Raw genomic sequence first — 23500 nt, forward strand, 5'->3', positions numbered from 1 at the left:
TTTAATTATTCCATAAATTACTTTTATCCGCGTGTGATCTATTTCTATTCTTTTATCTCACACAGTCTGTCTATCTCTTTCTTTACTGTCTCTACCGCAGTCGGTTCCTTTGTACAGAGCAAATGTAACACTGGCACACTCTTTGCAATCTCCTCTGCCAGTTCAAGATTCTTATCCAGCAATTCTTCTTTCCATACCGGTGAGATCATCCTTTGCATGACTTTTATCGTCTTTTCGTATGTGGAAAGTGGTTCTACATGATCGTTACTGTCTCTTCCAAGTAATACGATGCCGCCCAGCTCATAATCTTCTGTAGTATAGATCTGCGAGGTTCCACACCACGGGATTCCTCTTACTACTAATTTTCTTCCATGGCATTCTTCATTTGCACTACGAGTCGTATTGCTTCCGTTTTCATGTTCCCCGGATTCCTTTTCTATTCCTATCAGATTCAGATCGCCGTTCAGATACGGTGTCTTGATAATCTCATGCCACATCGCCGTATGCGTGGATTTTCCCATGCCTGAGTGTCCGGAGAACAGCCATGCCTTTCCCTTATAAAGAATCGATGCCGAGTGTAACGCACAGTATCCCTTTTTCTGTGCCAGATAGAGGAAGAACAGGCGGATTGCATGGAACAGATTTTCCTTTTCTGATTCTTTAAAAGGTTGTCTGCAATATATCCTTACATAGCTGCCATCTTCCGTCATATAAGCTTCGTATACATTATCCAGCGTAGGAAATTCTATGATGTAGCCTTCCTCCCATTCGCTAACGATCAGTTCCTTATTGCGAAGCAGCACCTGGCCATTTTGTCTGCTTTCCGGAAGATATTCAATAAATTCGATCTCCTGATCCCAATTTATCGTCTCTTGTCTTTTCTCTTTCAAGCCGTTCTTTTTACCTTTTGTCTCTTCCTGCACCTTTTCTTCTGTTTCTTTTTTATCCGTCAAGCTTTCCTGCCATTCAGCTTTCTCACGAAGCATAAATGCTTTGAAGCCCTCTGGGATTAGCTCTTTATTTCCAAAGAAACCTATGCGCATTTCCGCAATTTTCATTCCTCCACAGCAGTTCTGATTCTGTCTTTTTATCTCTGTTCTGAGAATTCCAAGCGCCTGCATCTGATTGATAAATCCATGAATATCTGACTGCATCTGCTCTTTTTCTTCTGCGTCCGTAATCTCATAATACTCTGCTGCCAGTTCTGTCAGTTCTGCTTCTTCTTTCGGCTCCTCCAGTGCATTCCACAAGAAGACTCCTGTATCATTCATGGTAATCCCTTTTCGCTGGTCTGCGACTTTCTGACCATATGGGAGCAGGTTATATATTCCTTCTATCTTTCTTAATATATATCCTTCTTGTCTTTTTATCATATCATTTTCCCTCGTATTTCTATATTTTCAATGTTATGATGTTGGGGGCAAAAGGCATTTTGACCCCTATGATACACGGATTGCTTCGCATTTCATGCTCACGCAATCCTAAAACACCTCAAATCCGTTCATTTTTCTACGAAAAAATGGCTACTTTTCGGTGTTTTTCGGGTCAATAAGTTATGCTTTTTCATACAAACATGAAACGCATGACCTTTTGACTCTTGTATCATGTTATAATTGATTTATAAATTATAGATTGGATATTACAAATATGAAACATTCAAATTCACAACTTTCACACACAACTTCCGGGACTCCTTATCCCATGGACATCGAAAAGCTCTTACGCGACGGTCATCCGGTCCGCCTGAAGCCTCAGGGATTCAGTATGTATCCGCTCTTCATCTCCGGGCGGGATGAAGCTGTGATTGCACCTTGTGATCCAGCTTCCTTACACCGTGGTGATGTCGCATTATATCGAAGAGACAACAGCATCCTGGTTCTTCATCGTATCTGGAAAGTCCGGGATGACGGCTTCTATATGGTCGGTGACAACCAGACAGAGATTGAAGGTCCGCTTCGTCCCGATCAGATCCACGGTAAACTGATTGCATGCAACCGCAATGGTCTGGAATTCAGTACTAGCAATATGCTGTACAGACTGCTGTCCGGCATCTGGTTATTCTGCCGACCGCTTCGTCCACTTGCACACAAGATTGCGGATCTTCTACGCAGATTCAGGAGGAAAAGATGATGAAAACCAATTCCACCAACTCAAAACCATCCAGACATCACAAACGCCTGATCCGTATCCTCAGTCTGATATTGCTGATTCTGTGTATCATCCTTATCGTACTTTGCATGAAAAAGATCCGGTTTTTAGATTATACACCGAATAACAGCAGCGAATCAACGAAGACACTTTCCAATCCATATGCCGGATTTTACACGATGACCGGAATCACTCTTTCCGACACGGATACTCCTTCTATCCCAGCTGCTCTAAGTTCCACCGATTTTTCCACGGAACTTGTTATGCTGGAGATTAATCTTTTGCAGTACCGTAATCGTGATATCAGTGATGCCGCCCTTTCGCACCTGGATACTTATTTTTCATCCTGGAAGGAAACAGGGCATCAGTTGATCGTACGATTCCTATATGACTGGGACGGTAATAACCTGAACAGCGAACCAGATACCATCGACCAGGTCATCACACACATGAAGCAGGTAGCACCTTACGTCAACAAATACGATGACATCATCTATCTGATGCAGGGCATCTTTGTCGGAAACTGCGGTGAGATGAACCAAAGCCATTATCTGGATACCGAAAGTATGACGGCACTTATGAATACGCTGGATAGCAATATCTCGTCTTCAATCTTCCTGTCCGTCCGCACACCACTTCAGCGCCGCATGATCCTGAATTCCGCACAGACACCAGGAAAAGAGGACGCTTTCGACGGCTCCCTGTCATCCAGACTTGGGCTTTTTAATGATGGTATGCTTGGTTCTGCAAACGATACAGGAACCTACGGGGATGGTTCTCACAGTACCTCAGAAATCCTTGCCGCATGGTCCAGAAGCGATGAACTGGATTATCAGAACAAGCTCTGCAGATATGTTCCGAATGGCGGAGAAGTCATTACAGATAATCCATTTAACGATCTTGAAAAGGCAATCTCTGATCTTAAGGCCATGCATGTATCTTATCTGAATAAAGATTATGATCCTGCCGTCCTTAATAAGTGGAAACAGACACTTTATACCGCTATCAGCTCTTCCAATAATGCAGATACTATTACAACAAAAGAAGTTTTCAATAGCGGACCTTCTAAAAATACAACCTCTGCAAAAGACACTTCTTCTGAATACACAAATTGGAAAGATATCTCCGGCTATGATTACATTGCATCCCATCTGGGCTACCGCTATATATTAGAGTCCGCTCATTGTACACAGATATCACCACTCGATGAGAATGCCGAACTGACTTTCACCGTTAAGAATACAGGATTTTCCAATGCTTACCAGGCATTCAATGTAACCTTATCCGTCGTAAATCCAGAAGGCGAACTGATCGATAGCATCCCGGTCCCTACAGATACCAGATTCTGGAATGCCGGAGAAGCAACTAACGAAACGGTCTCATTACCGGTTCGTAATTACCAGCCTGGAAGCTATCAGCTGTATATAAACATTTCCGATCCATCATTAAATCGGAATATCTATCTCGCAAACGATACTTCCTATACACAATATGGTTATCTTATGGGACATATTTCCGTATCGAACTTACCGAAAAATTCCAAGTAATACACCATTATCTGCATCTGCGTTGGCAAACCGGATATTCATTCCATCCCGTTTGCGACGCAGCTGCAGATATATTTTTATGCCATTCTGTATATCTTGCTCCGGTTCTGTATATGGTTCCAATATATCTGCCGGAATCTTTATCTTACTTGCCGTGCCGCTTTTCCAGGTTCTCGCATCACATTCCGGACATATAATTTGTATCATACTTCCGTCCTCTGTTTTGGAACATATTTTTGAAAGTCTGTCTGATGTTTTCACATATTTTCCCGTTGCTTTTTCTGACTCATCTGCAAAATCTTCTGATTTTTCTTTCACGGGCTTTTCCAATACTTTTTTCTCTATCAGAATAACACATTCCGCTTCTTCATACAGGTTTGCAAATCCAGAGTTTTCCACAGTCACTTCCAGAAATTTTTCTTTTTTCCCCATAAAATGTTTACGTAATCTACCACCGGGAACAGTTTTTTCCGCAGCTGTCCATGATGCGTCCCGTACTATAAAACGGTATCCCAGATGAAGTCCGATATAATCATAGACACTGATCATACTACCATTCCACTTCATGGTCTGCGCCTTCCACTGGTCTAAAAGTTTCTGGTCATGCATACTGTTCAAATATGTCACATGCATCTTGCGGAGATCATCCATAACTGAATTCCTAACCGACTGCTTCACTGGTTCTGCGGACTCTGTAAAAGATATATTTCCAGTATTCGTCATCGTATCTAAGGCAGTATTCTGCCCCGGAGATATTCCTGAGATTCTTACATCCGCAACTGCTTCACCGCCAACCGGCCCATAGCCAAGTGAATCGTATTGCCATTTTAGATCCAGTTTCCTCTTATCCCTGCTTTCATAGGTCCCAAGATCTGTCTCCGATCCAAAGATACCATCGTTAAAAAGCACCAGACAATTCCGCATATGTGTATCCATTGATTCTGCAGCTGTTCTCCACTGTCTTGGTGTCCTTACGGCAAGGTAACAGCTTTGATTCATTGCTGTTATATACTCTTTTGTAAGTTCTTTCATATGCTTGTCCGACAGAAATTTTGATCCGTGCATCTCTCCCCAGTCTCCGACCAGGATTCCCTGTACTACCAGGATATTTTCTGCATACTGTTCTATTACTTTTCCCAGTTGCTGCATATGTTCTTTCACAAGATGCAGTGTCCCGGGCTCTCTTTCCATTCCATGACCGGTCGTATCATAGACCGGACGTAGAATGACTTTTTTCTCATTCTTCTCAAAAAATCCCAGAATTTTTTCAAGATACACAAGTGCACTTTCCGGTATGCGCTCATTTTTGAATGCCCCGATATCAATCAATAATAAGGCAAGCGTCTCTTCCTCACAGGCAATATATAGTTCCGGCAGTTCCTGTGCCAGATCATAAGTATAGATCCGGTACCATCCTCTTCCCGGATTCTTGATCTGTTCCAGACTCTCATGAAGCCTGTTTTTTTGAAATTTTCTTTTCCTGTTCTTCCTTAATATCACCCTTAAGCCCCGCTCCTTCATCAATTTTCAGCACCTTGCACCGGAAGATCACTGCCAGGACGCTGAAGAACATCCGGAACATATACCATACCGGTTTCAATCCGGAATGCATGCTCTCACCAGTTTCTCTTGTATGCATTACAGCCGGGATCTCCACTACTTTAAATTTTAAAAGTAACATCTGGATGATCATATTCGCATCCGGATATTTATCATCAAAATGATTATACTTTGAATAATAAAGTACCGCCTTCCGGCTTAATCCCTGAAGTCCCGTCGTCGGATCTGCAAGCACTCTTCCGGTAGAAGCCTTCATCATGAACCGGAACAGATGGAATGCGACTTTTTTCGCCCATGACACATGAAACGGGCTGCTGCCATCTAAGAATCTGGAGCCCAGGACAATATCCGGATATCTTCCATCGGTATCTCTTTCTTTTAGCTTCTTATAAATCACAGGAATATTGCATACATCATGCTGTCCGTCCGCATCCATCTGGATCACATACTGATAGCCCTTACGGATGGCATACTTATATCCCAACTGTAATCCGCTTCCATAACCAAGATTGAACACATGCGAAACCAGTGCATGCCCTCTTGCTTTTACAATCCAGTTCGTCGCATCAGAAGATGCATCATTCATAACCAGTACATCTGCAATCTCTGCGATCTCCGGCTTCTCTAACTGATCCAGAACCTTCATGATCGTATCTTGTTCGTTGTACGCTGGAATGATCACCAGCACTTCTTTTTTCTTCATTTGTCCCACTCACCTCGTCTACTGCATAAGTTCAAGCAAAAGCTTTATCTCTCCTTTATGTACGATATCTTTCTTTCTCGCTGCTTCGGAAATTTTTCTTCGTTTTTCTTTATCGTCGATCAGACTTATGATACTGTCTGCAATACTCTTTGGATCAAGCTTACACAAGAGTCCATCTTCACCGTGTATGATCTGTTCTCTATTGCCATTGCAATCCGATGCCACGATTGCACATCCAAGCGTCTGCGCCTCCTGAATGGCGATACTCTTTCCTTCGAATCTGGTCGCATGCACATAGATATCTGCCTGCTTATAATATGGAAATGGATTGGATACCGCACCAGGCATCAGGAACTCCTTTTCCAGTCCAAGCTCTTTTACTTTCTTTTCAAGCATATTTCTCTCACTGCCTTCACCTAAGATATACCATCTTGCTTTATATCCGGCATCCTTGATCCTCTTCATGGCATCGATAGCAATATCATATGCCTTCTGATAATTCAATCTTCCGACCGTCAGAAGACGGATTCCGTCAAATGTGTCTGTAAATCCCGGTCCCTCTTCTGCCTTTTCTATAATCGCTTCCTGGTTGATGATATTATGGAATACCATAACCTTATCCTGATACTTTGGATAAAAGTTAAGAAAATGCTTTTTCACCTCATCTGATACGGTAAAAATCCGGTCAATCTTATCGTAACAATTACGGTCCATTGCCTTCGTATATCCTGAACTTTCATAATCAATGTGTACAAATGCCGCTTTCTTTTTTGCTTTTACATGTTCAGCTACATAGTAAGTCGATCCACCTTCCAGATAAGCTACCGCAAGATCATAAGTTTCCTGAAGTCTCGGACTTCCATCTGATACCACTCTCCACAGAATCTTATCCGGCTGGATCTTTCCTTTCTTCTGCATAGCAGAATACGTTCTTACCATGTATGCAAATTTAGAAAGTTCTTTTCCATTTTTCCAGAAGGATTTCCACACGGTCTTTATCATTGCCTGTTTGCCCTGTTTTGATAAGACGGAATCTCTGCAGTAATGATCATTTAATACCTTTACATTTTCCGGAATCTTATCGATCATCTCTCCCTGTCCCATCAGGACGTATAAGGATATCTCATATGCATCCTTATCCATCGTCCGAAGCAGTTCGATCAAAGCAGTCTCCGCTCCGGCACATCCCAGTGTATTGATTACGAACAGTACCTTTTTCATACTATCATCTCCCACCCATATATCTCTATATTGCTTTCTTCTGTTATCATAGTCTGATATTTCTTTTCATGACAACTCATAAGTACTATAAATTATCTATCGTTCTCTCTATCCTCTTTCAGCTTCTCAATTTCTTTCAGCATCAGCTCATTTTCCTGATTAAGAAGTGATACCTGCATTGCAAGCTCCTGATTCTTCATGCTCAGATTTGAGATCAGGATACATAATATATAACTGCCCCACAGCGCAAGTGCACCGACGACAAACATTGCAATTACAGTTCCTCTTGCCAGCAGATGACACCAGCTTGAGAATACCGGAACCGCCCCGATCAGAATCAGTGCAAATCCCAGGAACTCCCACACGACTGCCAGATTCACTGTAAGTTTCCTCTTCGCATGGAATACAAACGACATGATCATGATCATAACTCCGACAATGATCAGTCCGGTTTTCATTATAACTGCTGTACTTAACATCTTGATTCCTCCTTTCGTTCATTCCATAGCTTATTCTGCTTTTCCCGATTCTACATCCGCCACTTTTTTCTTATACACAAGTCCCGATGGCTTCGGTCCTCTTCCATTCGGGATCAATGTTCCTCTGCAGAAGATATGTGCATCCATATTCTTCTCTACCCACCGGATTCTTGCATATGCAATTGTCCATCCGGTAAGTGCCCCGGCAAATAATCCGGCACCGTACCAGATTATGGACTGATGCGAAGCGATGATGCTTCCGATCCAGGTCACCAGGCAAAAACCAACCGCCGTATACACCGATCCCATCAGATCATTAAAATAATATAAGAAAATGATTGCCGAATACATAATAAACAATACAAAATATCCCGCTGCCAGCATCGGATAGATCTTCATCGTCATCCCGCCAAATCCAATCTGCGGAAGGAAGATAATACAAAGCAGATAGATTACCACCGAGATGATAAACTGGATTCTCACAAGTGTCATAAGCTCACTTGCCAGCTGTCTGAACATCCGCTGTTTTGTTGTCTTAATATCAGATCCTCTTCCACCGATAACTGCTTCTGAATAGAATTTATACTTTTCATGAAAATGCATTTCCACACGGGATATAAATATTACAGTTGCTGAGATATTGGTAAACATCGCAAGACAGCTTGCCATATCATATGGCTGATTGCATACAAAACTTTTGGCAACTATCATTCTCGCATCTGTAGTCCAGAATACAAAGTTGTGAATGTAAAGTCCTAATATATACAGAAAATTCGTCACAACCAGCTGCCAGTAGATTTTAAAATACTGGATCACCGGTTTATACCGGTTGCTGTTCTCCTGAAAATAACGCTTGATCAATGCATTTTCCAGAACCGCCGTCAGGAAAAATCCCATTGTCAGTGCAAGCAGCATGCTTTGGCATACACCCCAGTGAAAGATATATTTCAGAATTACAGCTACAATAAATGCCAGCACCATTCCCGCAAAAAAGTAAGCAGATATTCTCTGATAGTCCTTACAGATAGACAGATAGATCATTGAGTAAAATACCAGCACCAGACTGATATATCCACAAAAACCTACAAACACATAAGCCACAGAGACTCCTCCAACAAAATGCTCCCAGATACAGAACGGAATCCCCACCAGACAGCTAAGTCCAATGTTCAATACCATTCCAAGGTAGTAACACGGCAGAATATCCTGATAACGTTCTTCATAGATAATATCTGACATATACCTTGATAACACACCATTGAACGGCGCTGCTGTCAAAAGTGAGAATATAAACGTATACAGAATCGTGCACGAGAATAACTCCCTCTGCGCATATCCCACCTTTGAAAATCCCAGCACATGTTCCATCAGCATCAGATTCAGAATGATTACCATCATCGGTGCGATCGTTGCAACTGCACTGTATACAAAGCCGACCATATTCGTCGTTAACGTATTTTTTTCAAATATTCTGTTAAGCTTTACACCTATTCCTGCCATATATGATGATCCTTTCTTGATTTACCTTATCGTTCTGTCTATGATTCCATCGGCTTCTATACGGTATTTCTATCTATTCGTTCAAATTCTATATCTATTTTCCCGGATTCTCTTCTATCTTAACCGGCTCTTCTTCCCATGGAAGCTCCAGGCTGTCCGCAAAATCTTTATAAATATTCCAGTATGTATCCTGCATGTATTCTATTCTATATTTTGCCATCACGCGCTTATAACCGTTCTCTCCCATCTGCTCCCGCAATTCCTTCTTTCGCGCCAGAAGAACCATAGCCTCCGTAATCTCTTCTACGTTCATAATATGCGTTACAATTCCCGCATCGCCATAGTCATCGCTCTCTCCATAAATCAGCCCGCTACAGTTACCTACATCGGTTGCAATTGCCGGTTTTTTGGCTGCAAATCCTTCCAATATCGTAAGTGGCTGTCCTTCGCTGATACTTGTAAGAATCGTCATATCCATACGTCCCAGATACTCTCTTACATTGATCCTTCCGGTAAATACAACATCTCCGACTCCCATATTTTCTACCAGATCAAAGCACTCCTGTGCATATTCCGGATCTTCCTCACACGGTCCCATGATCCATAACTTAAGACTTGGCTCTCTTTTTTTGGCAAATCCAAATGCCTGTATCATTGTCTTAACATCCTTGATCGGTGTTACACGAAGCACCGCCCCGATATTAATAAATCCCGTATCTTCTTCTGCCTTTCCCTGAATGTCCTGAAAATTTTCAACCCGGATGCCATTTGGAGTTACCATTGTCTTTTCTTCCGGGCAATCTAACTCAATCTGTAACTTTCTCGCATGTTCGAACAGACTGGTGATCAGTTCTCCCTCCTGGTAAGCAAGCTTAGACATCTTACGGAACTGTTCAATCCAGATATTCTTATAGACACCCTGTACCCATTTTGCCTTGATCAGTTCTTCTTCACGCTCTCTGGTGTAGATTCCGTGTTCGGAGATCAGAAGCCGGCTTCCATATACATGTTTCGCCATAGCACCAAGCACACCGGCATAACCGGTCGCTACACAATGATACAGATCCGCCTTCGGAAGCTCCATCTGAAGCGTGAAGAACAACGGAAGATAAATGGAACGCATCGTCCATAAAAAATCCGAAAAGACAATCTGGCTGTATTTTAACCGGTAGCATTCTTTTACTGCATTTAAGAAATCTTCTCCCATCAGAATATCATTAACAGATACATGTTCATTCTGAAACATATCAAATAAAACATTCCATTCTACATTCTGGTTCAACACAAGACTTCTAAGTGCTGTATACTGCTCTTTTGTCATCTTTTTTCTGCGCCCGTGCTTCGTATTCCAGTCTACATCATCTAAGTATAGCTCATGTACTTCGGATACATTCTCTGGCATTTCATATACAAATTTACCTCTTAGAGAACGGTTGGCTACTATAGCAAGAATCACAAATTCAGTTTTCGGAAATAATTTGATCAGGCTGTGTATCCAGCTTGACACACCACCTACCACATAAGGATAGCATCCTTCTGCTACAATACATACACGCATCTTATTCTCCTTCTGTTTAATGATAATACAGATTTTCTTCCGCTTTTAACTTAATCGTTACATGACTTTTATCGGCCTGTATCAGCCATGCATCATCTTCTATCTTCTTATAACTTCCACCGGTTACCTTCTCAATCTTTCTGTCGTGGGTTCTTAATATGAACCAGGAAGTCGTATCCCCTACATTGCTTACCTCCAGTGTAATCGTATCATCCTTCTTCTCATGTGTATAATCCAATGCAAGGAATTTACGGATTCTAAGATCACTTTCCGCTGTCGTTGTCTTATCAAAATCATCAAATGCTTTCCAGTAAGAAGATGTATAAGAAGCAAATTTTTCACCTAATTTTTCCCACCCGTCATTTTTGCTCTCTGGATAGGCCACTCTTGACATATCCGCAAGTACATTCGTATAACCAAGTGCTGATTCTACACTCTTCATACGGAAATCATCACGGTAAGTATGTTTGAATCCGCTGATAACAGACTTCTGTTTTGTCACGTATCTGCTCTGATATCCAATTACATCACTGTCTTTTTCACTGTCTTCTACTACCGTTCTTACACTGCTAAGCATTGATTCATCCAGTGCTTCTGCAAGCTCTTTCTCGCTCAGATTTCCCTGATAGAACGATGCAAACTGATATCCCGGAACCTGTGTCTGAATGTACTGGTTATCTGCTTTAAGCTTTTCTTTAACAGACGTATCTGACACCTGATATCCGGACAAACCAGCTTCTCCTTTTTCCTCATTGATAAGTCTGAGATAATATTCCAGATCTTTTTTGTTTGGTTCGTTTTTATCCTCATAATCAAACTGCGGTGCCAGCATACAGGTCAGTCCCAGATGATTCTTCTCATATACCGATACTACAGACGGCCATACAATATCTCTGAAGACGCCTCTCATGGACTGGCTGTAAACTTCCTGCATCTTTTTATTATTCTCTTCTGCCATACCCGGATAATTGGCAAGTACCATATTCTGTGCATTCACCACCGGATAAATCGTATATTCATTCGTCTCACACAGAATACCTGTTAAGATTCCAAGACCAGTGGAATCCTCCAGAAAGTCTCCATTGATCACAAATACATTGGCCTTTGCATAGCTTTTGCTCCAGATTACCGGAGGATAATTCTCACTTTTTACTTTTGGATTCTTAGGAATACCACGCATATAAGATTTCGTCCCTGTCTCAAGCTTATACCATGGAAATTCCAGATCAAAGTCCTGGTTCTTCTTTTCTTCTTTTGTTGTAGCTTCGTAGAATGTATTGCCTCCAAGTAAAAGCCCCTCGTACAGCTGGATTCCTTTTACCTTTGTCCGATCTTTTTCTACCGAATAAATTCCAAGAAGACTGCGGATTGCTTCATTTTCTTTTATCAGTTTCAAATCCGGCATCTGACTAAATACAAGATTAATTCCTGCATTTACATACTTCTGCATCTTCTGTAATTCATTTTTATCTTTCCAATTGATATCAGATGATTCAATCAGCATAAGCTTTGGCTGCTTAATCTTTTTTGCCGCAATTGCCTGATCATATCTTGTAAAGGACGTGTAAGTGGTAATCCCTTTTTTCATATAATCAGCCCAGTTAGCAGCTACTTCTGCGCAGGCATTGCAGGAATTTCTTCCTACATACACAATCGTCTCCGATGCTTCGGTATTCTGTCTTGCCTGATATGCTGTCCTGCTGGTCTGAAGGTCTTCTTTTTTTGTCACATAAGAGTTTTCCTCATAATGGTTCCATCTTTCTTTCGCAATGTTTGAAAATTGAAATAAGAAAAAGATAATCCCCATCACAATCGTAATTGCGAAAAAATTTCTACGTGATACCATACTTTACACTCCTTTTACTTTTGTTCCGATTTTGTGTCTGCTTTCTGCACTGGATCATTATAGCCATAATCAATGGCAAAGTTATAAAGGTTATAGCCATTCTGACTCACTCTGTAACATACAAACTGATCCGTTTCATAGTATACATCCATTGCATTTGGATATAATTTCATAAACTCCTGTGCCCAGTAATACATATGCGACATCGTTACCGCACGGTCTTCTCTCAGATACGGAGCAAGTCCCGATGAAAGACACAATGGTTGTTTTGCATATTTTTCAGATACTTTTACATCCTTCCATTCAGCCGGATTCATTGTCTGAGCATAATTCAAAGGCTCTTTTTCAATAAAGAAATATACCGTATTCGTCGGAATCTTTACGACTGGATTTTTACTGATTTTTCGCATGTCTTTAAGAAATGTGATCGTCTCATAATGATATCCACTTTCGTAAACCATCTGTGTCTCATCATTGGCAGAACAAATTGTCCAGGTGTTTTTTTCATTGCTTCTTATTATATTTGTCAGACACGTAATTGCTTCATTCATCTCAAATGCATTCGTTTTGATCGGCTCTTTGTATAATTTATTTTCCCATACATATTTTCCCGTTACCACCAATAATGCAAATGCTGCCAGATTCATGATCCACAGCCGTATTGGGTACTTATGCTTCCAGACATCACCCGCTGCCTTAAGATACTTCGGTGCTCCAACCGCCAGATATAATGCTGCATCTGCTGCAACCGCCAGTAAAGCTCCTATAGAATACGCAAAGAAGATACTGTTTCTGGCGGGATCCATAAGTGCCGGAAGTCCAAGTGCCCCCATAGACTGCATCAGAAACATCAGACCGGTATATGCACTGACCGACCATATCATACCTGCATAATCGGCTCTTCTGAATATGATACTGATCAGACCAAGCAATACACTTGCTGTAACACATAACACCAGACCCTTTGTCATGTCTTCACTATTATTTAAGACATAGTTCTTTGTCTGTCCCAATATGACTGTGATCTTCATTTTTACTACATCTTTTAATGTCTTTTTCTCTTCTTTACGTTTTAACGGTGTCTTCCCGTCACTTTCCGTCATAACTGTATTGTTCTTGATTTTTTCTATTGTCTCATCATCCACGTCACCGACAACAGTAACTTCATTTCCATTTTTATCTTTTACAACCTTCTTTTTTGTGCTTAAATTTCCATTCTCATTCGCAGTCCCCTTAATCACATTCATCCCCCAGTAAAGAGAGCCCTGAAGGGGATTTCCCATCGCCACTCCAATTGCCATCGGGGCAACCGCCAGCACAATACTTAAAAGTGCGGCCACAATCAGCTGTTTCAGATACTTCCAGCGGAAGCAGCGGAAGAAATATCCGATTGCGATACCGACACATAATACGCCTGCGATCATTGTATTATAAAAATGTACCGTCAACGTAAGTGAAAAACTGATGATCAGCCCAAGCAGATCCCATTTGCTTTCTTTCGTTTTTGCATTCTTCTCTTCTTCCTCTTCTGCTTTTAACGCAGCAGCATATTTCTGGAAAAATGCAATTGCAAAATACGCCGTTGGAAAGATAAAAAGCATTCCATATTCCTGCGGCAATGTACTGGCATATCTGGAATAGGTCTGTGCGGAAAAGAAATTACCAAAGAGATAAATTGCTGTCCCCATATAAGGTGTATACCGGTTCTTACAAAGCCCCCGAAGCGGCACCAATAGCGCCAGATGAACAAATAGCGTCTGCACAAATCCAAACACACGCATCACCACATATGTCTTAAATCCAAACACAGCGTGCAGATAATAAATCATACAGTGAAACCCATGCGGATATACTCCGGCTCCGAAGATATGATTCTCATCCATCAGATTCACCCAGTATGTATGTACCGGCATATCCGATGCCTTATATCCATATACGGTAACCGCATTCTTTCCGTACACATAACACACACCGGCTACAATCAGTGCCGTCAATACCAGATCTGGTACATAACGGAGCCATCTCTTGATATCATTCTTTGTAAATTTCTCTCTTTTTTTATCTTTTCGTCCGAAAAAGAATGTCTTAAGTCCGATCTCACCATGTAAGATATACTGTATTTTCACAAGTGCGGCCTCGATCAGCTCCGGGATATGGCCTTTACATTTTTTATACAGGATAACTGCAAACGGAACAATGCTTCCAATAATCAGGCTGATTCTTCCGGAAATATGCAAAAACTGCACCAGAAACACCAGATAGATTACATAAAAATTCCCCGCAAGAAAATAGCCCATAATCTGCTCCGGAATTGTAAACTTCCGGAAGACTTTCCGAAGTGCGATCCACGGCAAAAGCAATGTTATGAGCGTATATGACGCAAATACTTCTGCAATCTGTATCATCGTAAGTGTATTCATTGACATTGCCTTCACCTCCTTTTTATCTGTCTTGCGGATTTCATATATTGATTACCGGTCAGCTTCTGGACATTCCTGCCGTCTTTTCTCATTTACAAGATTAACTGAAAATCCTTATAAGTTCCAATGTCTCCTGATCTATCACTACTTTTGAAAGTTTTAATTTTTCAAGAACTTCAAAGAACTGGTCTCTGGCATTTTGTGTGAAATATAATTTTAATCTGCATGTATACGCAGCCAGTTCATCCGGATACTGTGTTTCCAGTCTTCCACACCATTTTTCTACCTCTTCAAACTTGCTTAATCCCAGAAGTTTCAGGCAGATTCCCTCGTAGCGCTCCGGTGTCAGGCGTAACGGATTTTTCTCATACAAAGAATCTCCTGCCTCATTCATCATATCCACGAACTGGTTCTGTTCCATCTGATCGAATATCTTCTGTCCAAGTACCATATCCATATAATCAATCAGCATCTCTTCGCATTCTGTCTCGTCTTTTTCTTCGTCTTTGATCTCACTGTATAATTTCTGTACATCAGCACGGAATTCATTCAGTTCATCACGCAGTACGGATGCCGCATAATGCGAAGTTTCCGAATCCTCACTGTCCAGTGCTATCATAATCGTTTCCAGTGATTCTTTTACATTTCCACGAATCACATTTAGCATCAGCTTCCGGACACTCTTCTTATCACTGATTGCCAGTGCTTCTTCCAGCGGAACCATATCACGTTCTCTTTCTTCATCTGCCTTCAGACGCGTCTTTACACGCTCTTTACTGAACACAACGTCTTCCAGATCCACACTTTGTCTGAAAATTGTAATATAGACCAGATAGCTGACCAGGAAAAACACCGGTCCCACAACCGGACACAGTACCATAACTGCAAATCTTATCAGATAGGTCCTTCTGTTTTCTTTGCGTTTATCGATTGTTTCCACTTCTTCTTCCTGTTTGTCATGGATTGTTGCACGTATCAATGTTCCATATAGCAGATAAATCACCGCCACCAGCAGATTTAGAATGCATACGATCAGAAATATCCATTCTTCTCTGGTTAACATTCTGCCACCTCCCTGCCATCGATTGTACTTTCACAGCCGATTTCCCGGAAACGGTTGATGACATATCCGGCATTTTCTTCATCCGTATTCGTAAGCAATACATATAATTTATCATTCATAAGGCCAAGATAATCGGATCTTCTAAGATTCTTTTCCAGCCTCCTTGCTGTTCTTTGGAATTCTCCTCTTGAAACACCCATCTTAATCAGTGTACACTCTGCCAGACCGTCCCGTTTTGCATTTGAAAAGGCTGTGACCAGATGAGAAAATGCATCCTCATTCAGGATATCTGTACCTTCCATATACCGCTCTTCCCTGAGTGCATCCAGATAACGGTTCGCACGTACGACTGCATTCTGGATCAGATATCCGATCACTCTCAGACGGTTAGCTTCTGCAAGATTCATTCTCTCCCACGGAATTCCCCAGATCATCAGAATGATCTGCATCTCATTCTCAGAATAGATTGCATTTGCCATCAGCGGATAGTCCGGATTCATATTTTTATTAATGAACACCCTGTCTTCCTTTAATTCATTATACATCTCTTCCATGGCACTGTAATGAATAGAATTTCCCATTTTCTTAGCTGTCTCAGAAGTAAATGAGAACAGACGCGCATAGTCACCATTTGCCACAGAATAGATGGCAATGTCTTTACTGTCCATCAACTGCTCCAGTATCTGTGCCGCATAGAAAAGCACTTCCTCCGGCTCATACTGATCAAGTTTTGATGTGATCGAATAGATCTTGCCAAGACTGTCTTTATGATTTACAATCTGTGCCTCAAAAGTATGTTTCATACGGACATTACTGTCATTGATATCCGCAATATCATCGATCTGTCCATTCAGATAACCAATCTCTTCTTCGTCCTCATGCCTGATAAAATGTAGCTGATCTCTCATATATCCTACGATCATACCAAGGATAAATATCTGTGCCATCCATACATATGTATTATAGTTCAAAAGCACTTCAAATCCACTCTGCTGATACATCTGACGGAAGCAGTAACCAGCCGTTGCAAGTAATCCCGAAAATACAGCCTGTTGTTGTCCATAGACAATTGCAAACAAAAGTACATATAGCAGATAAAAGTCCAAACGGTCAAAATACTGGCTTCCTACTGCTCTGTTATTCAGCATGAAAAACGGAATAAAACAGATCATATTTTCGATATACGGTACCAGAAGCTTTGCTATGATTTTAATATTGTTCCATATGCGTTTGCTCCACTGCGTCGTCTCATCATTTCCTTTGAGAAATGTCTCACTGTGTTTTTCTATATACTCCACAGTCTGTTTTACACCGGCGTCATAGTCTACAAATATCTTCTGATCAAATTCCTCCCTGTAACGGTCTCCTTTTAATACCAGACGGTAATTCTCCCCAACCGTTGCGTCCGCAATCTCGATCTTTTCATTCATATACTTCTGTATCATCTCTGCCAGTTCCATCTGCGTGATTACCCGGTCTGAGGAAATATTGTATACCGTATATTTCAGGTTCTCCGCTTTTGACACCTGGTAAATATATTCCACTACATCATCCAGATATATCATGGAAAATAAGTTTCTTTTATTCGCAGAAATCTTGTTATTTTTCAGTGCTTCCAGAACCATCTGATAACACGGATTATATTGTTTCTCGCCTTTTTTCGGCACTGCATAAAAATGATCCATTCGAAGAACTACAACATCCATATCCTGCGTCTTTTTATATGTCTGACAGATATCTTCGCCCTGTGCAACCGCCATCGCACGGAAGTTTTTTGCCGATCCGGCCTCCTCTTCCGCAACGTCATCTATATAAGACTTTCCATATATTTCCTGTGATGAAAGATAGACAAATCTTCCCTTTTTACACACAGAATATGCCGACAGCATATTCGTCAGATCTGCTGCATACTGTACCGATTCCTTTCTCGTATGCGTCCAGCTGTAATTCGAATCATATGCGCCAAGAAAGATCACCACATCCGGACGCACACTTTCAAAGATTTCTTTGATACTGTCACTGCTGTAAGGAAAATCATATCTTTCAAATACCCTCGGATATGTAAAATGGCTCTCCTTCTTTCCAGTGATCAGATATACCCTGTGTCCACATTTATTCAACTTGTTGATCATGGCATCCATCAGTCTGCTTCCACCGCCAACCAGTAATACAACCATCCTTTTCACCTCATCTCTTTTCTTTTTATTAAGGCATAATTATCTTATGCTCCTGAAAAAAATGAAACATCTCTTTTACGTCTTCGTTCATTTCTTTCTGTTCTTCCTCTGTCGCATGATAATGTGCACTCAGAAGCCGGACCATATCTTCTATATTTTCGGTTTCTTCTATATGATTATATATAAAAGCAGCCGTCTCACTAAGCGTAAGCACACCATTTATCTTTTCTGCCATCCTACCTCTCGGAATCAGAAAATAGTCTTCATCCAGATTCCGCAGGACGAAATCTTTCGATCTTTTCATCTGTTTTTCCTTCTTTTTATTATAAATGATTCAAGCATAAAAATACATTTTTATTCCATCATACTAACTAGAACGTGTCTAAAAAATGCTCTAATACTTCCTATTATTGCATAATTTCACCGTTTCTAATAGTTAACATATACAGTATAGACTTTATCATTTTCTAATTCAATTCTCTTTTTACATGTTTTTTTATTGTGCCAGAGTATGTCTGAAAATCATTTCTGCAGCCTGCATCACACGGAATTTTCAGTTCAGAAAATTCCTGTCTGTGAACAGTAACTTGTGCTATACTGTTGTTACAGTTTTTTAAAGAAGGATTTTTTCAATCAGAATCCCCATACAGAGGACTTGCCACTGGCAGCTTCTCTTGCATACTTTGACATCTACAGAACCTGCCACCGGCAGTTTCTTCCAAACGCATGAAGATATAAAGCAATACATCATATTATGGATTTTAAAAGGAGATAACAAACAAGACGCTATGAATAATATTTATACAACATATCTTCAGATAATAAAAAACAATTTCATCAAGACAGGAAGAAATACGAACCAAAATCATACTCCCTCTGGTGAATCTTTTGCAGAATCTTTTCAACGTGAAAAAGAACTCCGAATTCTTCCGGAAGACATTTCCGCACTATCTGTATTAGCAGGAAAGCATTTTACTTCGCCGTTTCTTCTTCCTTATGTAAAGAGTAATCCGCAGGTTTATACTGCCTTCAAACAACAGACCAAACAGATGATGTTCCAGTATTACCAGATTGAACACCTGACAGAGATCATCGTTTCACTTATGAACCGGGAACAGATTCCTTATTATCTGTTAAAGGGTATCAGCCTTGCCGCTTACTATCCGGTGCCGGAATACCGTAAGCTTGGCGATGTAGACCTCTATATTCCCGATCCTGCGGCATTTGAAAAAGCAAAGAAGGTTCTGGAAGCCAACGGATTTGTACTGGACCCGGAACTAAGCGATCACCATACAACTTATATCTATACATTTCCGAAAACCGGACGCAGATATATTCTGGAACTACATTTTCGTATCGTAGGAGTCTATCAGTATGACAAAGCCAACCAGATTGTGGATCAGGTCTTCTCCAAACGTCAGCTTACACCAGAGCTTCAGAAGATCGGGGATCTCACATACCAGGTGCTTCCTCCTACGGAATATACCTTTTACATGATCCACCATATGTTAAAACACTATCTTTACAGCGGGTTCGGCATCCGGCTTTTGTGTGACTTTGTATTATATCTTACTGCAAGAAATAATGATATTGACTTTGACAAACTTCACCAATGGTGCAAAGAGTCCAAGATCCTGCACTTTTACGAGATCATCATCGAAACCCTGCACCTTTACCTCGGACTTCCCGCAGATATAGAACCGGATATCCACTACCCGTCCGACACTTGCGACACCTTCATCCAGCGCATCCTGGAAGACCACGACATGGGCACCTCTAACGACACCGCCTTAGTCGGAAGCGGCTCTTACACAAAAGTAAACTTCTGGACCTACTTCAAAGAAGGCCATCTGCAGATGAAAGTCCGCTTCCCCAAACTCCACAAATGCGTGATCCTGTGGCCGGTTCTGTGGGGGATTACGTTCGTCTGCTTTATCTGGAATACGTATCATTACAGGCATACGACGTTTAAAGAAACACTGGAAGGATTTAAGAAGACGAATGAAGACAGCCAGCTGATTAAAATTTTTGAGAATGAAGATGTTTAATGCATCAGGTGCTTGAATTCCAAGACACAAAAATAACCGCCCACATCGTCTGTAAAAAATTGTGTGAGCGGTTATCTTTATGCATCACGGTTACACATACTGCTCCGGTGCCCCATAATAATCCAAAAGCATCGATTCAAACTTATCATGCACCCCATGCTTCGCCGGCGCCTGCACAATATTCATTCCAGGGCTGTGGTTTCCTTCGATCAGTTCCAAAGTGCCATCCTCCAGAATCGCCACATCCCATCCTACTACTCTTAAGCAAGGAAGCTCCTGGGATGCTTCTTTACATAACTCACAGATTTCCTTCCAGAATGGGATCTGCACACCTTTGAACTTCACACCGGTCATCGGATGTGTTACGTATGTATTTGCGCACTCATCGATGCCGTCGGTTGTGATGATTCCGGTCTTTGGATCCATTTCACAGAAAATTCCGCCTCCGTGTGCGTTATCCACATGCAGTCCGTTATTTCCCACACGTAATCCACACCCAAACACTTCAAAACGGTCTCCGTTGCGGAATGTGATCACACGCAGGGTATTCAATGAAGATGGGTGGAAGACTGCCAGTGATTCATGTGATTTTACGAATTCTTCTGCAAGATATCTTCCCTTGATCATCTTCTGGTAGAATGCTTCTTTATCTTCTTTTGCATCAAAGTCTTCTTCTGTCAGACGGATAAAACCGATACCCCAGCTGGAATACTGTGGTTTCAGTGCGATCACATGATATTTGTGTACAAAGTCACAAAATTCCTCAAAGCTTGCTTCCGGCACATACATCCATCCTCGGCTTACGAATCTTGAAAAGTTCTTTAAAAAGCTTAACTTGTCTTTGAGATATTTTTCCGAATCATTGTTATACGGACGCATCAGGCGTGTCGCCTCGATATCTGTCAGATATTTTTTTTGTTCTTCTACCGGAAGATTGTAAAATCCAAAGATCATATATTCTGACTGTGACACACGTTTCTCCGGATTATTTCTTCTGACTTTCAGATAATCGTGGAAAAGCTTATTCTCTGTAAATCCTTCCGGAAGCTGTTCCTCTCCTTCGATGTAAGTCATGAATTTCTTTTTCAGGACCGGATAAGCTTTGATATTTCTTACTATATAATTGTCTGTTATGATGTTTTTCTTCTTTCCCATATTACTCCCTCTAAACATTCTTGAATCAATGGATATTTTCCAACTCTGTCTAATTGTATAATATTACCACCTGGCCAGTGGCAGTTTCCTTCTATTAATTCGAATCCATCCGGGGTGACTGCGATATCCCAGCCCACATAGCCGACATTTGGCATGCGTTCCATTGCGAGGAATATTCCCGCACGGATATCCTCCCAGTAAGGAATCTGAAATCCTGGCATCACTACCTCCGATCCCGGATGTCTGTCGTATTCTCTGATATCGCTATTATTCCTTCCGGGACCTGTAATGCATCCACTGTCTGTATCCACCGGATACGCAATCCCGCCGGAATGAAAATTATCTGCGACAGCTCCTTTGCCGCCACATTTTAAGCAGGCTCCGATCAACCTGACATTTCCTTTTTTGTCTCTTGCCGCATTGATCCTCACGGAATTGACACATCCGTCATTGATCTTTTGCAGCTCTTCATTCTGTACGATCAGTTCTTCTATCAGACACTTTTCTTTCTTGCGTTCCTGGAACCACGCATAACGGTCCCTGATTTCACTGGTACGTATCTTTTTCACTCCATGTCCCATAATCCCACGGTCCGGCTTGCATATGAATACCTCATGCCGGTCCATGAATTCCAGGCATTCCGCAAAGTCTGCTTCCGGGGTATATAGATACTCCCTTTTTACAAGCCCGGTAAACATCTGGTAAAACAGATGCTTCTGTGCCATCACCCGCGCGTCCTTCTCCGTCATAAAACGGTTCAGCTCTTTATCTGCTCTTTTCGATCTTCCAGACGTCAGATACTTTGAACGCTCTTCATCTTTGATCTCAAAAAAACGTAATACCAGATAATTCTCCGGTGATGCCTCATGCCGGTATCCGCACTGGATCGCATCCAGGAAATAAGCAAATGTCACACCGCCGCGCTGCTTTTTCAGGCTCTTTGCCATCTTCCATGTTCTCTTTACGGCATCCCACTGTGACATTACCTTCTCTCACCTTCCCGTTCTTTTAAGATCTGGCGCACGTTTTCCTCTCCAAGTCTGTGAAGTGTTCTTCCCTCTTTCCGGAAATCTGTATCAAGTGCCGCATTGGCAAGCTCTATCAACGATGTACAGATCGGAACCGGAATTCCAAGTACGCTTCCCAGTGATTCCATCAGCACCAATCCCTGAGGAACATCCTCTGTAATATATCTGGAATTCACAGTCAGAGGCCCTTTGGCACGCTCCGGCATCGCTGCATATTCAAAGAAGACTTCTTTTCCATCTCTTTCTTCATCCAGACTGTTGCGGAACTTACAGGCTTCTGTGTAAGGCACCGGCGGAAGATCTAAGTGTTGCAGGATATCCATTTTCTCCTGATCCAGTGCTTCCAGTATTTTCCACACAGACGGTGTGAAGACTTCATGATACATGCAGTAATCACCACCTGTCGCCTCGATCCGCGGCATACTCATAACTGCTCCTACCGTATGCACAACCATGTTCGGATTGTGAAGCGCCGCTTCTACTACACTCTCAACATATGTAAATGGGGTTCCAAGCTTATCCAGAACCTCTGATGCATAGACAATCTGATGCGCCGGATAGATCCCGACCGGATTTCTTACATTCCGGAATCCAACCCGGAAATGTCCCGGCACCCGGATCCTTCCATCTATAAAGTTACTTTCCGCTTCCGCAAGAATTACTCCTTCTGGTATCCCGATACCCATGGCATACGCCGTAGAGAGATATCCCGGAACCATAAGAAGGATCTGTCCTTCCTGCAATAATGGAAGTGCTCTTTCCAGTACCTCTTTATGATATCCTGTCTGCGTACATAACAGTACCACATCCTGTCCCTTTACTGCTTCTATTTCTCTCGTCACATGCGCGATCGAACTTTCTTTATTTTCACCAAATTCTTCCAGCATCACGCTTCCGTCATGCTCCATCAGATACTGGAAATTCTCATCATGCATCGCGTGGGATGTCTTGATCAGCGTAACCTCATGCCCACGTCCGGCATAGTCCGCAGCCAGCAGACACCCGCTGTTCCCCGCTCCTAATATTGCTACTTTCATACCTCTTTAC

The 23500-nt window shown here is 41.7% G+C and carries 18 protein-coding genes; 3 read left to right on the forward strand and 15 right to left on the reverse strand.

Going from position 1 to position 23500, the window contains the following annotated elements:
- Nucleotides 1–44 precede the first annotated feature (44 nt).
- The gene (locus ACWJAF_RS03135) at nucleotides 45–1373 is read right to left on the reverse strand and encodes a PqqD family protein (protein ID WP_448862142.1); all 1329 of its coding nucleotides are present in this window, start codon (nucleotides 1371–1373) and stop codon (nucleotides 45–47) included.
- 328 nt (nucleotides 1374–1701) lie between these two features.
- Between ACWJAF_RS03135 and ACWJAF_RS03140 the strand changes: the two genes are divergently transcribed.
- Together ACWJAF_RS03140 and ACWJAF_RS03145 are read left to right on the forward strand one after the other, a co-directional pair.
- The gene (locus tag ACWJAF_RS03140) at nucleotides 1702–2130 is read left to right on the forward strand and encodes a S24/S26 family peptidase (protein ID WP_448862144.1); all 429 of its coding nucleotides are present in this window, start codon (nucleotides 1702–1704) and stop codon (nucleotides 2128–2130) included.
- On the forward strand, nucleotides 2127–3695 hold the full coding sequence (locus tag ACWJAF_RS03145; RefSeq protein WP_448862146.1) for a DUF4832 domain-containing protein: 1569 nt from the start codon (nucleotides 2127–2129) through the stop codon (nucleotides 3693–3695). The genes ACWJAF_RS03140 and ACWJAF_RS03145 overlap by 4 nt, the downstream gene beginning before the upstream one ends.
- On the opposite strand, the gene ACWJAF_RS03150 is transcribed toward ACWJAF_RS03145, so the two are convergent.
- The 11 genes from ACWJAF_RS03150 to ACWJAF_RS03200 form a co-directional block, all read right to left on the reverse strand.
- Nucleotides 3675–5195 (reverse strand): DUF4874 domain-containing protein, encoded by a 1521-nt coding sequence (locus ACWJAF_RS03150; RefSeq protein WP_448862148.1) that lies wholly within the window; start codon nucleotides 5193–5195, stop codon nucleotides 3675–3677. The genes ACWJAF_RS03145 and ACWJAF_RS03150 overlap by 21 nt on opposite strands.
- Complete coding sequence (locus ACWJAF_RS03155) at nucleotides 5143–5958, reverse strand: glycosyltransferase family 2 protein (protein WP_448862150.1); 816 nt, start codon at nucleotides 5956–5958, stop codon at nucleotides 5143–5145. Before ACWJAF_RS03155 ends, ACWJAF_RS03150 begins: the two co-directional genes overlap by 53 nt.
- Nucleotides 5959–5976: 18 nt before the next feature.
- Complete coding sequence (locus tag ACWJAF_RS03160) at nucleotides 5977–7179, reverse strand: glycosyltransferase (RefSeq protein WP_448862152.1); 1203 nt, start codon at nucleotides 7177–7179, stop codon at nucleotides 5977–5979.
- A gap of 92 nt (nucleotides 7180–7271) precedes the next feature.
- Nucleotides 7272–7658, reverse strand: a complete 387-nt coding sequence (locus tag ACWJAF_RS03165; RefSeq protein ID WP_448862154.1) for a hypothetical protein — start codon at nucleotides 7656–7658, stop codon at nucleotides 7272–7274.
- A 30-nt stretch (nucleotides 7659–7688) separates the two neighbouring features.
- Nucleotides 7689–9158: an exopolysaccharide Pel transporter PelG gene (pelG, locus tag ACWJAF_RS03170; RefSeq protein ID WP_448862157.1), complete on the reverse strand. Its 1470-nt coding sequence runs from the start codon at nucleotides 9156–9158 to the stop codon at nucleotides 7689–7691.
- A 94-nt stretch (nucleotides 9159–9252) separates the two neighbouring features.
- The gene (pelF, locus tag ACWJAF_RS03175) at nucleotides 9253–10716 is read right to left on the reverse strand and encodes a GT4 family glycosyltransferase PelF (protein ID WP_448862159.1); all 1464 of its coding nucleotides are present in this window, start codon (nucleotides 10714–10716) and stop codon (nucleotides 9253–9255) included.
- Between the two features lie 16 nt (nucleotides 10717–10732).
- On the reverse strand, nucleotides 10733–12562 hold the full coding sequence (locus ACWJAF_RS03180; RefSeq protein ID WP_448862161.1) for a DUF2194 domain-containing protein: 1830 nt from the start codon (nucleotides 12560–12562) through the stop codon (nucleotides 10733–10735).
- Nucleotides 12563–12576: 14 nt separating this feature from the next.
- A complete protein-coding gene (locus ACWJAF_RS03185; protein WP_448862163.1) occupies nucleotides 12577–14988 on the reverse strand; it encodes a hypothetical protein in 2412 nt (803 codons plus the stop codon).
- Between the two features lie 94 nt (nucleotides 14989–15082).
- On the reverse strand, nucleotides 15083–16045 hold the full coding sequence (locus ACWJAF_RS03190; RefSeq protein WP_448862165.1) for a hypothetical protein: 963 nt from the start codon (nucleotides 16043–16045) through the stop codon (nucleotides 15083–15085).
- Nucleotides 16039–18222, reverse strand: a complete 2184-nt coding sequence (locus ACWJAF_RS03195) for an NAD-dependent epimerase/dehydratase family protein (RefSeq protein ID WP_448862167.1) — start codon at nucleotides 18220–18222, stop codon at nucleotides 16039–16041. The genes ACWJAF_RS03190 and ACWJAF_RS03195 overlap by 7 nt, the downstream gene beginning before the upstream one ends.
- Nucleotides 18223–18250: 28 nt before the next feature.
- Nucleotides 18251–18526 (reverse strand): PqqD family protein, encoded by a 276-nt coding sequence (locus tag ACWJAF_RS03200; protein ID WP_448862169.1) that lies wholly within the window; start codon nucleotides 18524–18526, stop codon nucleotides 18251–18253.
- A 484-nt stretch (nucleotides 18527–19010) separates the two neighbouring features.
- Here ACWJAF_RS03200 and ACWJAF_RS03205 point away from each other — a divergent pair, with 484 nt between their 5' ends.
- Nucleotides 19011–20270, forward strand: coding sequence for a nucleotidyltransferase domain-containing protein (locus ACWJAF_RS03205; RefSeq protein ID WP_448862170.1), 1260 nt, complete (start codon nucleotides 19011–19013; stop codon nucleotides 20268–20270).
- 90 nt (nucleotides 20271–20360) lie between these two features.
- Here the strand turns inward: ACWJAF_RS03205 and ACWJAF_RS03210 are convergent, their stop codons facing one another.
- The 3 genes from ACWJAF_RS03210 to ACWJAF_RS03220 are packed head-to-tail and all read right to left on the reverse strand — an operon-like array spanning nucleotide 20361 to nucleotide 23490.
- Nucleotides 20361–21425, reverse strand: a complete 1065-nt coding sequence (locus ACWJAF_RS03210) for a sugar-transfer associated ATP-grasp domain-containing protein (protein WP_296031369.1) — start codon at nucleotides 21423–21425, stop codon at nucleotides 20361–20363.
- Nucleotides 21401–22408 (reverse strand): sugar-transfer associated ATP-grasp domain-containing protein, encoded by a 1008-nt coding sequence (locus ACWJAF_RS03215; protein WP_448862172.1) that lies wholly within the window; start codon nucleotides 22406–22408, stop codon nucleotides 21401–21403. Before ACWJAF_RS03215 ends, ACWJAF_RS03210 begins: the two co-directional genes overlap by 25 nt.
- Nucleotides 22408–23490 (reverse strand): NAD/NADP octopine/nopaline dehydrogenase family protein, encoded by a 1083-nt coding sequence (locus ACWJAF_RS03220; protein ID WP_296031364.1) that lies wholly within the window; start codon nucleotides 23488–23490, stop codon nucleotides 22408–22410. The genes ACWJAF_RS03215 and ACWJAF_RS03220 overlap by 1 nt, the downstream gene beginning before the upstream one ends.
- Nucleotides 23491–23500: the final 10 nt, after the last annotated feature.

This window comes from Dorea sp. (genome assembly GCF_977044405.1).